General features: G+C 63.6%; 12 protein-coding genes and 1 tRNA gene (1 of these 13 running past the window's edge). 9 read left to right on the top strand and 4 right to left on the bottom strand.

Translation table 11 applies throughout. From position 1 onward, the window contains the following. Nucleotide 1 precedes the first annotated feature (1 nt). The 6 genes from IGS74_RS12085 (at nt 2) to IGS74_RS12060 (ending at nt 5,240) form a co-directional block, all read left to right on the top strand. Complete coding sequence (locus IGS74_RS12085; RefSeq protein WP_192386389.1) at nt 2-1,027, top strand: SIS domain-containing protein; 1,026 nt, start codon at nt 2-4, stop codon at nt 1,025-1,027. After that, entirely contained in the window at nt 1,027-2,193 is a 1,167-nt protein-coding gene (gene nagA / locus IGS74_RS12080) for an N-acetylglucosamine-6-phosphate deacetylase (protein WP_192386387.1), read from the top strand. The genes IGS74_RS12085 and nagA overlap by 1 nt, the downstream gene beginning before the upstream one ends. A gap of 119 nt (nt 2,194-2,312) precedes the next feature. Continuing rightward, on the top strand, nt 2,313-3,041 hold the full coding sequence (gene modA, locus IGS74_RS12075) for a molybdate ABC transporter substrate-binding protein (RefSeq protein ID WP_246723146.1): 729 nt from the start codon (nt 2,313-2,315) through the stop codon (nt 3,039-3,041). Between the two features lie 39 nt (nt 3,042-3,080). Further along, nucleotides 3,081-3,746: a molybdate ABC transporter permease subunit gene (modB, locus tag IGS74_RS12070; protein WP_245283047.1), complete on the top strand. Its 666-nt coding sequence runs from the start codon at nt 3,081-3,083 to the stop codon at nt 3,744-3,746. Beyond that, a complete protein-coding gene (modC, locus tag IGS74_RS12065) occupies nt 3,746-4,825 on the top strand; it encodes a molybdenum ABC transporter ATP-binding protein (protein WP_192386383.1) in 1,080 nt (359 codons plus the stop codon). The genes modB and modC overlap by 1 nt, the downstream gene beginning before the upstream one ends. Before the next feature lie 70 nt (nt 4,826-4,895). Then, entirely contained in the window at nt 4,896-5,240 is a 345-nt protein-coding gene (locus IGS74_RS12060) for a LysR family transcriptional regulator (protein ID WP_192386381.1), read from the top strand. An 86-nt stretch (nt 5,241-5,326) separates the two neighbouring features. On the opposite strand, the gene IGS74_RS12055 is transcribed toward IGS74_RS12060, so the two are convergent. Then, nucleotides 5,327-5,632, bottom strand: coding sequence for a DUF982 domain-containing protein (locus tag IGS74_RS12055; RefSeq protein WP_192386379.1), 306 nt, complete (start codon nt 5,630-5,632; stop codon nt 5,327-5,329). Between the two features lie 175 nt (nt 5,633-5,807). Further along, on the bottom strand, nt 5,808-9,611 hold the full coding sequence (locus tag IGS74_RS12050; RefSeq protein ID WP_192391774.1) for a vitamin B12-dependent ribonucleotide reductase: 3,804 nt from the start codon (nt 9,609-9,611) through the stop codon (nt 5,808-5,810). A gap of 518 nt (nt 9,612-10,129) precedes the next feature. Between IGS74_RS12050 and IGS74_RS12045 the strand changes: the two genes are divergently transcribed. Further along, nucleotides 10,130-10,756, top strand: a complete 627-nt coding sequence (locus IGS74_RS12045) for a trimeric intracellular cation channel family protein (RefSeq protein ID WP_192386377.1) — start codon at nt 10,130-10,132, stop codon at nt 10,754-10,756. A 22-nt stretch (nt 10,757-10,778) separates the two neighbouring features. Beyond that, nucleotides 10,779-11,315 carry a hypothetical protein gene (locus IGS74_RS12040; protein WP_246722539.1) on the top strand — a complete coding sequence of 179 codons (537 nt, stop codon included), beginning with the start codon at nt 10,779-10,781 and terminating at the stop codon, nt 11,313-11,315. A gap of 115 nt (nt 11,316-11,430) precedes the next feature. Here the strand turns inward: IGS74_RS12040 and IGS74_RS12035 are convergent. After that, nucleotides 11,431-11,520 (bottom strand) — tRNA-Ser (locus IGS74_RS12035). A 214-nt stretch (nt 11,521-11,734) separates the two neighbouring features. On the opposite strand from IGS74_RS12035, the gene IGS74_RS20060 reads away from it, so the two are divergent. Beyond that, nucleotides 11,735-12,124 (top strand): hypothetical protein, encoded by a 390-nt coding sequence (locus IGS74_RS20060; protein ID WP_206688155.1) that lies wholly within the window; start codon nt 11,735-11,737, stop codon nt 12,122-12,124. A 139-nt stretch (nt 12,125-12,263) separates the two neighbouring features. Here the strand turns inward: IGS74_RS20060 and IGS74_RS12030 are convergent, their stop codons facing one another. Further along, nucleotides 12,264-12,541 carry the end of an aminoglycoside 6-adenylyltransferase gene (locus IGS74_RS12030; RefSeq protein ID WP_206688154.1) on the bottom strand. Its footprint extends 466 nt past the window's final position, so 278 of the gene's 744 nt are visible here — the last part of the coding sequence; the start codon falls outside the window, past its right edge; it ends in the stop codon at nt 12,264-12,266.

The following is a 12,541-nucleotide window of genomic DNA, read 5'->3' as shown; positions in this document are numbered from 1 at the left end:
GATGAGCGAACCGTCCCTGATGCGGCGGGAAATCGACGAGGCGCCAGAGGCGGTGCGCCGCCTGCTGGACCTTTCGGGCGAGGCAATGCGCGCCGCCGGTGACCGCCTTCGACGCTTGAGCCCGCCCGTCGTCGCCACGATCGCGCGCGGATCGTCCGACCACGCCGCCACCTACTTCAAATATGCCACCGAGATCGTGGCCGGCATTCCGGTGGCCTCGCTGGGGCCATCCGTGGTTTCCGTGTACGGGGCGGCGCTGAAGCTGCACGGGTGCGCGGCAATCGCGGTCTCGCAGTCGGGGCGCAGCCCGGATATCGTCGCATTGGCCAAGGCGGCCCGTGACGGCGGCGGCGAAACGATAGCTCTCGTCAACGCCGAGGGGTCGCCGCTGGCCGAGACGGCGTCTGCCACCGTGGCGCTGCGGGCCGGCCCGGAAAGAAGCGTTGCCGCCACCAAGAGCTTCATCGCCTCCGTGGCTGCGGCGCTTTACATACTGGCGGAATGGCGGGGCGACGAGGCGCTCCTGCAGGGCCTCCAGCGCCTACCGGACGATCTCGACGCCGCGCTGGGATGCCGGTGGGACGAGGCGGTGGACGCAGTCCGGGATGCGGGCTCGCTGTATACGCTGGGGCGCGGTCCGGGATTCGCGGTGGCGGCGGAAACCGCACTCAAGTTCAAGGAGACGTGCATCGTGCATGCAGAAGCCTATTCAGGCGCCGAGTTGCTGCACGGTCCCGTCTCGCTGGTGGACGGCGGCTTTCCCGTATTCGCCTATGTTCCGCAGGACGCGGCGCATACCAGCCTTTTGGATACGGCGAACCGGCTGCACCAGAAGGGTGCGATGCTGTTCGTGGCGGGCGAGGGCGCGCCGGGGCGACGCCTGCCCACCGCGCCGGCCGGGCACCCGTTGCTGGAGCCGCTGGTGATGCTGCTGTCGTTCTACGGCTTTGCCGAGGCGCTGTCCCGCGCGCGGGGCTTCGACCCCGATGTGCCGCGCGGCCTCAAGAAGGTTACGGAGACGATCTGATGGCGATGACCGCTTACCGGGGGGCAGACATCTTCGATGGGCAGGTTCGACGCTCCGGCCACGCGCTTCTGGTCGACGAGGGGCGGGTGTCCGGCATCGTGCGGCAGACGGACATGCCGCTGGGCGTGGACATGGTGGATCTGCCGGGTGGCCTCATCGCTCCCGGCTTCATCGACGTGCAGGTAAATGGCGGCGGCGGCGTGCTCTTGAACGATCAGCCGACCGTGGCCGGTATACGCGCCATCTGCGAGGCGCATGCGCGTTTTGGCTCAACCGCGTTGATGCCCACCGTCATCACCGACCGGCCGGAGATTACCTTTGCGGCCATCGAGGCCGTCGACGTTGCGAAGACCGAGGGCGTACCCGGTTGCATCGGCATTCATGTGGAGGGGCCGTTCCTGTCGACGGCGCGCAAGGGCGCGCACGACCCGGCGCTCATCCGGACCATGTCGGATGACGATCTGGCGCGGTTCGCGGCAACGACGGTCCGGCCGATGATCCTGACGGTCGCCACCGAAAGCGTGACGCCGCATCAGATCGGCGTTCTGGCCGCCAACGGGATCATCGTTTCGATCGGCCATTCGGATGCCACCTTCGAGGATGCGAAGCGGGCTTTCGAATCCGGCGCGCGGGGCGTCACCCATCTCTTCAACGCCATGAGCCAGCTTGGCCATCGCAGCCCCGGGCTGGTCGGCGCTGCCCTCGAGACGGCCGGCGTCTGGTGCGGCATCATCGCGGATGGCTATCATGTGCACCCGGCCGCCATCGGCACGGCGCTGCGCGCCAAGCGGGGCCAGGGCACGATGATGGCGATTACCGATGCGATGCCGACCGTCGGGGTGGAGGCCGGTGTTTTCGAGTTGAACGGGCGTACGGTCAGGCGCAGCGATGGACGCCTGACGCTGGACGATGGAACGTTGGCCGGGTCCGACCTGACGATGATCGGCGCGGTGCAATACTTTGTCGGAACGATCGGCGTGCCGCTGGAAGAGGCGCTGCGCATGGCCTCTCTTTACCCGGCGAGCTTCCTTGGCCTGCAGGGCGAGCGGGGCGCGCTGACCGAGGGTCTGCGCGCCGACATGGTGTGGATGGACGACGCGTTGAACCTTCGCGGCGTCTGGATCGGCGGGCGGAAACTGCCCAGCGATGGGCAAGAGGACGCCTGACCAGCCAGGCCTCGGCATGAATTTTCCTGCATCATCGCCGCTTGCACTCGGCCCGCACCCTCGATAGCAATAAGCAATATTTCCGTTTGGCTATATCGGGGGTGCCGATGCATCGCGTGTTGATCGCAGTTCATGTCGTGGCGGCGTTGACGGTTACGGCACAGGCCGAAACGGTGAATGTCGCGGTTGCGGCAAACTTCACCGATGCGGCAAATGAAATCGCCGCCGCCTTTGCCGATGCGACAGAGCACGATGCGGTGCTGTCCTTCGGCGCGACCGGCCAGTTCTATGCGCAGATCACGCAAGGGGCTCCGTTCCAGGTGTTTCTTGCGGCAGATGACGAGCGCCCGGCGCTGGCGGTGCAGGAAGGCTATGGCGTGGATGGTACGGTCTTCACCTATGCCATCGGCCAGCTCGTGCTCTATGCCGCCGAGGCCGGGACGGTTACCGGGCCAGAAACGCTGGAAGAGGGGGATTTCCAGCAGATCGCGATCGCCAATCCGGAGACGGCACCCTATGGAGCCGCCGCGGTCGAGACGATGAAAGCGCTGAACGTCTACGACAGCCTGACGTCGAAGATCGTGCAGGGCCAGAACATCGCTCAGACCTATCAGTTCGTGGAAACCGGCAACGCGGAAGTCGGCTTCGTGGCGCTCGGCCAGGTATCGCAGACGGATGCCGGCTCCCGCTGGGTGGTCCCGCAGGACCTCTACCAACCGATCCGGCAGGACGCCGTTCTTCTGAAGACGGGTGAGGACAATCCCGCCGCGCTCGCCTTCCTCGACTTCCTGAAAGGGCAGGAAGCCGGTGCGATCATCCAGAAATACGGCTACGCCATCGCCCGGTGAGTCGATGTCAGATGAAAGGGGAAAGCCCTGTCCAGCGAATTGTGGTCGCCGATCAGGCTCACCCTCGAACTTGCCGCCGTCTCGACGATCATCCTGTTGATCGTCGGAACGCCGATTGCATGGTGGCTCGCATGGTCTGGCTCGCGGTGGCGGGAGGTTGTCGCCACGATCGTCGCCCTGCCGCTCGTTCTGCCGCCGACCGTGCTCGGTTTCTACCTGCTGGTCGCCCTGGGGCCGGCCGGGCTGGGCGGTTGGTTCGGCGGGCTCGTCGGCCTGCGCACGTTCGCCTTCACCTTCGAAGGCCTGGTATTTGGCTCGGTCATCTATTCCATGCCCTTCGTGGTCCAGCCGATACGCAACTCGTTCGAGGCGATCGGGCCGCGACCGCTGGAGGTGGCGGCAACCCTGGGGGCCTCGCCGTGGGACAGGTTCTTCACCGTCGCGGTGCCGCTGTCGATCCCGGGTTTTTTGACGGCGGCGGTGCTCGGCTTTGCCCACACGGTCGGGGAGTTCGGCGTCATCCTGATGATCGGCGGCAACATTCCGGGCGAGACGAAGGTTCTTTCGGTCGCGATCTACGACTTCGTCGAAACGTTGCGCTGGCGCGAAGCCCACATTCTGTCCGCAGGAATGCTCCTTTTCTCCTTCCTGGTAATCCTGTCGGTATCCCTCATCGCCCGACGCGCCGGGCGGAGGGCCTATTGATGGAGGACAGGATCTCCGTACGGCTGGCCGGGCGCCTCGGACAATTCGCGCTGGATGCAGATTTTGCCGTGCCCATGCATGGGATATCCGCGCTTTTCGGACCTTCCGGCTGCGGCAAGACGACAATCCTGCGATGTATCGCGGGGTTGAGCCGCCTGTCGGGCACGGTCCGCATCGGACCCGACATCTGGCAGGACGCGCAACGCTTCGTTCCAGCGCACAAGCGGCCGATCGGCTACGTCTTCCAGGAGGCCAGCCTGTTTTCCCATCTCAGCGTGCGGAAGAACCTCGCCTATGGTGCCCGGCGCTCGCAAGGCAATTCGCCGTCCATCGCGTTTGACGAGGTGATCGAACTTCTTGGCCTGCCGACGCTGATGGACCGTGCGCCGACGCATCTGTCGGGCGGTGAAAGGCAGCGCGTGGCGCTTGGACGCGCCTTGCTGCGCCAGCCCCGGCTGCTTCTGATGGATGAGCCCCTGTCGGCGTTGGACAGGATGGCCCGGGAGGAAATCCTTCCGTACTTCGAGGCACTGCACGCCAACCTCCGCATTCCGATTATCCTGGTCACGCACGATATCTCCGAGGTGGAGCGCCTCGCGGACCATCTGGTGCTGCTGCGGGGTGGCCGGGTCGTCTCGACCGGGCCGCTGGAGGCTGCCTTGTCCGACCCGGCATCGCCGCTCGCGGCCAGAGCGGATTTCGCCTCGGTACTCGTCGGACAGGTGCACGCTCTCGAAGCCGATGGTATCGCGGTCGTCGATGTCGGCGGTGCCAGGGTCCGGACGATCGGCAAGGCGGTCGCAGTGGGCATGGCGGTGCGCGTCCGCATCGGCGCCGGCGACGTGTCCATCGTCCGGAGGCCGGCTGAAGAGACGAGCATCCTGAATGCGCTGCCAGCCACGATAACCGGAATCGACCCCCTTAACGAGTTCGAGCGAAGCATAAGGCTGCAACTGCGGCCCGGCGGCGCCTCTATCCGGTCGCGCGTCAGTACCCGCTCCGTCAACGCGTTGAACCTCTCTGTCGGCGATGCCGTATTCGCCCAGGTAAAAAGCGTGTCGATCGTCGCTTCGCGCTGACCCTGTGCTAAGCACTGGAACGCCCGGCGCAGCCCTTTGCAGCCGGAACCGACGATCGTGGAGCAGTCGCATGGAGAGGTTCAGTCTCCGCATCTATTTCAACGGCAGGTCGCTCGGCCCCGGCAAAGTCGAGCTGCTGGAGCGGATCGCCGAATACGGATCGATCGCGGCCGCAGGGCGCTCCATGGGGATGTCCTACAAGCGAGCCTGGATGCTGGTGGCCGAGGCGGACGAGCTGTTCGGCAGGCCGACCGTCGAGAAGCAGCATGGCGGTCACCAGGGTGGTGGAGCGCGCCTGTCGAAGCTCGGAGAGGCCATTGTGCGGGAGTATCGGATTGCGCAGGCATTGACGGAACAGGCGATCGCGCAACCGATGCGCAACATCGTCGATGAGGTGAATGCCGACAAAAGCTGACGGCCACAGCAGCACCTGGGCCGCATCACGAGGCCCGCCCGCCAGGAAGCGGCCGGGCCTCGAATCTTCGCAGGACGGATGGAGTATCAGGCTTGAGCAGCGTTGCCGGCCACAGGCGCGGACTGCGCCGCGAGGATCGCATTGTTCAGCGGCGGCATGAAAATGCCCGCGCTTTCGGCAAAGGACATGAAGGCTTCCCGGGCCGTCTCGGTGTCGCAGCGGCCGTTGAGGGCCTGACGGCAAGTATCTATGCAGGCAAAATGGCCGGTCCGGCGGGTTCGATGCGGCCAGTCGATCATCAATTCCAGGGCGTGCCGCACATCGGAGACCTCTACCGGTACACCGATACCGACCAGAACTGTCACCGGCTCGCGGAATTCGCCGATTTTCATGATAGCAAACCTCGTCACGTGAACTCTTACGTGGGGGTTACGCTGCAGCACACAAATTGTTCCGGCGCCTTTGCACTGCCCTGCCATTTCCTGCGCGCCACGTGGCGCGCAGGATGTTTGGAACCGATGCTCAAGACGCAACGGATCGCCGCTTAAGTCGTGGAGCAGGCCGGTATCAGGAGCAGCCGCTCGTCGAGCCGCAGGTGTCGCACTTCAGGCAGGTTCCGTTGCGAACCATGGTGAAGTTGTTGCACTCGGAGCAGCTTTCGCCGGTATAGCCCTTCATCAGGGCCTCCGCCCGGCGCTCGGCCATCTTGCTGCCGGTCACGTTGGCTACCTCGCGCGCCGTGGCGCGCCCTTCGACCGGCTGGTCGAACAGGCCTTGTGCCGGCGACGTATCGGCAACGGGAGCGGGCAGGTCCAGAGGCGCGGTTTCAAAATCGCGCTTGAATGCGGTTGCCGCCGCCGAACCGCCACCCACCACGACAGGCCGCGTGCCTGCCGTCGGCTGCACGCTTCGGGCTGCCGTAGGCTGGATGGTCGCAGGCCGTGGCGAGGTTGCCGCCGAGCCAGCCGGCTCGCCGGACGAGACGACACGGAACTTGCCCGTATTGCCGCGCACCATGCCGTGCGACACCGGCAGGTTCGCCGGGCGATCCCCCTCGACACCGCGGCCGACCGTGGAGGACGTCGCGTCGTCCGGTTGGACATGCGCAAGGTCGTGGCGCCCGAGATAGGAAACGGCCAGTTCTCGGAACACGTAGTCCAGGATGGACGTCGCGTTCTTGATCAGCTCATTGCCCTGCACCATGCCCGCCGGTTCGAAGCGCGTGAAGGTGAAGGCGTCGACATACTCTTCCAGCGGCACGCCGAACTGCAGGCCAAGGGAGATGGCGATGGCGAAGTTGTTCATCATTGCACGGAAGGCAGCGCCCTCCTTGTGCATGTCGATGAAGATCTCGCCGATCCGGCCATCGTCGAACTCGCCGGTCCGTAGATAGACCTTGTGTCCGCCGACGATGGCCTTCTGGGTATAGCCCTTGCGCCGGTTCGGCAGCTTCTCGCGCTCGCGCACGACGCGCTCCACGATCCGCTCGACGATCCGCTCCGCCACTTCCGCCGCCCGCGCCGGGGCAGGTGCGGCCAACAGGGCCTCCGTCGCCTCGGCGATCACGTCTTCCTCTTCGTCCTCGTCGGCGATCAGCGACGCATTCAGCGGCTGCGACAGCTTGGAGCCGTCGCGGTAGAGCGCGTTGGCCTTGAGAGCCAGCTTCCACGACAGCATGTAGGCCGCCGAGCAATCTTCCACCGTGGCGTCGTTCGGCATGTTGATCGTCTTGGAGATGGCACCCGAGATGAAGGGCTGTGCCGCCGCCATCATGCGGATATGGCTTTCCACCGACAAGGCGCGCTTGCCGATGCGGCCGCAGGGGTTGGCGCAGTCGAAGACGGGCAGGTGCTCTTCCTTCAGGAAGGGAGCGCCCTCCAGCGTCATCGCCCCACAGACGTGAATGTTCGCCGCCTCGATATCCTTCCGGGAGTAGCCGAGGAACGGCAGCAGCTCGAAGCTGAAATCGTTGAGCTGCTCGTCGCTGATTCCGAGCGTGTCCCGGCAGAAATCCTCGCCCAGCGTCCATTTATTGAAGGCGAACTTGATGTCGAAGGCGCTCTTGAGGCCGTTGTTCAATGCCTCGATCTGCGCGTCGCCAAATCCCTTGGCGCGGAGCGAGCCGGGGTTGATGGCCGGCGCCTGGTCCAGATTGCCGTGGCCGACGGCATAGGCCTCGATCTCGGCGATCTCGCTTTCCTTGTAGCCAAGCGTCCGCAGTGCGTCGGGCACCGCGCGATTGATGATCTTGAAATAGCCGCCGCCGGCCAGTTTCTTGAACTTCACGAGGGCAAAATCCGGCTCGATACCGGTGGTGTCGCAATCCATGACGAGGCCGATCGTGCCCGTGGGGGCGATCACCGATACCTGCGCGTTGCGGAAGCCATTCTTCTGGCCAAGCTCCAACGCCTCGTTCCACACGGCCTTGGCGCGCGACGAAAGCTTGCGGTCCTTCAGCGACGCATGGTCCAGCGGCACCGGGTCGGTCGACAGGCCTTCATAGCCGTTGGCAATGCCTTGAGCGGCCCGGGCGTGGTTGCGAATCACGCGCAGCATGCCCTCGGCGTTGCGCTCGTAATCCGGGAAGGCACCGAGCACCCCCGCCATCTCGGCCGAGGTCTTGTAGGACTGGCCGGTCATGATCGCGGTGATGGCGGCGCAGATCGCGCGGCCTTCGGCCGACGAATAGGGAATGCCGGCCGTCATCAGGAGGCCGCCGATATTGGCGAAACCCAGGCCCAGCGTACGATAGTCGTAGCTGCGTTGCGCGATCTCACGCGAGGGGAACTGCGCCATCAGCACCGAGATTTCGAGGACGATGGTCCACAGGCGCGTCGCATGCTCGAAATTGACGATATCGAAGTCGCCGTTCGGCTTGCGGAACTGGATCAGGTTCAACGACGCCAGGTTGCAGGCCGTATCGTCGAGGAACATGTATTCCGAGCAGGGGTTGGATGCGCGGATCTCACCGGCTGCGGCGCAGGTATGCCAGTCGTTGATCGTCGTATGGTACTGGATGCCCGGATCGGCCGAAGCCCAGGCGGCATAGCCGATCTGGTCCCACAATTCGCGGGCCTTGAGGCTTTTGGTCACCTTGCCGGACGTGCGGCCGCGCAGATCCCATGTGCCGTCCGTCTCGACGGCCTCCAGGAAGGCGTCGGTGACGCGCACCGAATTGTTGGAGTTCTGCCCCGAGACCGTCAGATAAGCTTCGGAATCCCAGTCGGTGTCGTAGACGGGAAATTCGATGTCGGTATAGCCCTGGCGGGCAAACTGGATGACGCGCTTGACGTAGTTTTCAGGCACCTGGGCCTTCTTGGCGTCGCGCACGGCGCGCTTGAGCGCCGGGTTCTTCATCGGCTCGAAGCAATCGCCTTCCGGGCCTTCGCAGTTCACGCAGGCCGATAGGATCGCCTTGAGATGGCGCGACACGATCCGCGATCCGGTTACCAGCGCGGCGACCTTCTCTTCCTCGCGGACCTTCCACTGAATGTAAGCCTCGATATCGGGATGGTCGATATCGACGACGACCATCTTCGCGGCCCGGCGCGTGGTGCCGCCCGACTTGATGGCGCCGGCGGCGCGATCGCCGATCTTCAGGAAGCTCATCAGGCCGGACGATTTGCCGCCGCCGGACAGCTTCTCGCCTTCGCCGCGCAGCGCCGAGAAGTTGGAGCCGGTGCCGGAGCCGTATTTGAACAGGCGCGCCTCGCGCACCCACAGATCCATGATGCCGCCTTCATTGACGAGGTCGTCGCCGACGGACTGGATGAAGCAGGCATGCGGCTGCGGATGCTCGTAGGACGAGGCGGAACGGGTCAACTCACCCGTGCGATAGTCGACATAGAAATGGCCCTGTCCCGGTCCATCGATGCCATAGGCCCAGTGAAGCCCGGTGTTGAACCATTGCGGGGAGTTTGGCGCCACCTTCTGGGTCGCCAGCATGTAGGCAAGCTCGTCCCGGAAGGCGAGCGCGTCGTCCTCGGAAGCGAAATAGCCACCCTTCCAGCCCCAGTAGGTCCAGGTGCCGGCAAGGCGGTCGAAGACCTGGCGGGCATCCAGTTCAGAACCGGTCCGCTCCGATTCGGGCAGGGCGGCCAGCGCCGTCTCGTCGGCCGTATGGCGCCACAGCCAGGACGGAACGTCGTTCTCTTCGACCTTCTTCAACTGCTTCGGAACACCGGCCTTGCGAAAATACTTCTGCGCAAGGATGTCGCTCGCGACCTGGCTGAACTGGGCCGGGACGTCGATTCCCTCGAGGCGGAACACGATCGATCCGTCGGGGTTGCGAATCTCGCTCGTCGCCTTGCGGAATTCAACGGAAGCGTAGGGGCTTTCGCCCGCTTTCGTATAGCGGCGCTCAACCTTCATGCCCATGACTTCGACCCTTTCCAGAAACGGTGAAAACGCTGGCACGGCAAGTTCGCCGCGCATATGCCGCGATCATGTTGCACCGCTTTGATTAACTAAACCTTGTGCCCAACCGAATGGGCCGACGCCATATATAGTGTCTCGCGAGCGCTATGAGGACCCGTCGGAGACGATTTCCACAAGGTAGCCGCAGGGCATTTCTGCCTGGATTCGGCGGCGTTCCAACCGACGCTAACGCCGCTGGCGCGCACCATCAATCCGCTTGACGGCGCAAATTTCGGATGGGCGGGTAATGCAGGGGTTTTTCCGCAGGGAGGCTGTGGATAACGGGGGCGGAGAGGGCAGGTGCTTGCATCCAGCCATCGCAATTAGTTCCGACCCGGAGAAACCGTATGCCAGATCCGTTCCGCGGCTTCGGTACGCGCATCCGGATTGCAATGTTCATGTGATATTTTGCCCGGCGATCGCCGGGTTGAGCGCACCCGGCGACGCCTGTATCGACAAGAGCACAGTCACTCATGAGCATCGTCGTATTGCATTTCCTCTACATCGTGGCGGTTACGGTCGAAGCCATGACGGCTGCCATCGCCGCAGGACGCCGCAGCATGGATTGGGTGGGCGTCTGCCTTTTGGCCGCGGTCACTGCGCTGGGCGGAGGGTCGGTTCGCGATGTGCTTTTGGGCCATCATCCCCTCGTCTGGGTCGAGCATCCCCTCTATCTGCTGCTGACGGCAGCGGCCGCGCTGGCGACGATCGCCTTTGCCCGGTTCATGGACAGGTTGAAGCGGCTGTTTCTGTTTCTCGACGCGATAGGGCTCGTGGTTTTTACCGTCCTGGGCTGCAATGTTGCGCTTGAACTCGAACTGCCGGCCGTCGTCGTGATCGTGGCGGGGATGATCACCGGCTGTGCCGGCGGCGTCCTGCGGGACATTCTGTGCGGAGAAATTCCGCTCCTGCTGCACAGGGAACTCTATGCCAGCGTCTCGGTGGCGACGGGTATTCTGTACCTTGCCGGTCTGCACCTTGCTCTGCCGCATGAACTCGTCACGTTCGTAGCCCTTGTTCTCGGCCTGGCATTGAGATTGCTTGCGCTGCGTTTCGACTGGAACATGCCGAAATTCGTCTATTCGAAGGATTGGCATTGACATCATGCCTCCTTGGTCGAGCATGGCCCTGTCGGTCTGCATCGATCACGGAGAGTCGTCGCGGACTTTCAAGGCAACTGCACTATCGACGGCGGGGCGACCGATACTTTCGGCAATCGGGGGAAATCTCATGCTCAGGCATTTGCGTTTTTTCGTCCTTGCAGCAGCGTTGGCTGCGCCCATGACGGTTGGCGCGCAGACCAAAGCCGAGGTCGACGCTTCACTGGATACGCTTTTCGGAAACCACCAGCCCTACCACGATTTCTTCGATTCCTTGAAGAAGGCCGTGGCAGCGGGCGACAAGGCGGCGGTCGCCGCCATGGTCGACTACCCGTTCCAGGCGCGTATCAACGGCAAGGCGGTCAAGCTGCGCGATGCGGCGCATTTCATTGCCGATTACGACAAGATCGTCACTTCCAAGGTCAAGAATGCGGTGGCCGGACAAACCTATGAAACGCTGTTCGCCAACTGGCGGGGCGTGATGATCGGAGACGGAGAGGTGTGGTTCTCCGGCGTGGGCGACGGAAACACCGTCAAGATCACGGCGATCAACGACTAGGGTCAGTATCGTCTGCGATGCGATCGAGGCGGGTCCGTCCATTTTGGCCGAATCCGCCCTGTCCGAACTCATCACCGGTCGATGCGGGAATTCAGCGTCCGGGTTTATACCGAAGTGGCGGAGAGGATGGGATTCGAACCCACGATACCGTCTCCGGTATACTCCCTTAGCAGGGGAGCGCCTTCGACCACTCGGCCACCTCTCCACGAGGCTGGCAGTAGCCGAGGAATCGGCATTTAGCAAGGGTCTAGGGGCGAAATAGTACCCTGCAAATTCGTGCAGTCTCTTGCAGTACAAAGGCCGAACGGAGCAAGAACCTGTGTCATTTTGTGGATGATTTTTGGCACAGTCCGGTTCTCGGTTTGTATCCATAATCAGTCGACGCCTGGTCCCTTGTCCGAACGCCTTGAAGGAGGCTCTTGTCATTTCTTGTGCCGCCCGAATACGCGGTCGAGGGTGTTCCGCTCGTTCTCAGGATGAGCGTATGTTTCCGACAGCAGCCGGTGCGATTTCCAGTTTCCCAGCTTGGCTGCAGTTGGAATATCCACCCCATTTCGAACGATCATTTCCGTTCCAAAACCGTGCCGTCCAGCCTCATGCCTGGTCAATGGCGTCAGCCCGGCTCAGGCGATTGTCTTCTTCCACTGCTTCGTGACCGAATGCCGATTCGAGAACCCGAATACCTTGATGGCCCGGCATCCTATTTCGGCTACGCGGTCGTGGCCGCCATGCTGGTCCTGCTTGCCTACACGGTTGCAGGAACTGTCGTTGATTGGATGGGGCCGGTGACGGTTGGCGGCCAGGACTGACGGCTCGTAAACGCTAGTACCCGCCGCCGCGTGCGCCTGGGTCGAGCGCGAAAATAAGGCGTTCAACCGGTCGGGGTAGTCCCACCCTCTCATGCCCGCCACCTCTCGGGCGAGACGGCTGTAGAGCCGCGCCGTTGCGTCATGCGCCCGGCGCGCGTCCTCGGCATCGAAACGGCCGAACGTGTCCTGAAGCTCGATCCATGTCGCGCTGTCCGTCCAAGAAGCGGATCCCCTTGCCGATATGCCAGACATCGACTGCACCGTCGCTTCGGGCCAGCGCATGCCATTCCATCATTTCCAGAAGCAGCTCCTTCATGGTCCAGTCGCGCTGCTTCGCCAGATAGAGTTCGCCCCGGGCCAGATAGCGGGGAACGTGAAACGCCTCGAACCAGAATTCCTCGACACGTTCCCGGAATT

The organism is Aureimonas sp. OT7, assembly GCF_014844055.1.
GTDB lineage: Bacteria > Pseudomonadota > Alphaproteobacteria > Rhizobiales > Rhizobiaceae > Aureimonas > Aureimonas altamirensis_A.
This window is presented reverse-complemented; position numbering and strand designations above follow the sequence as displayed.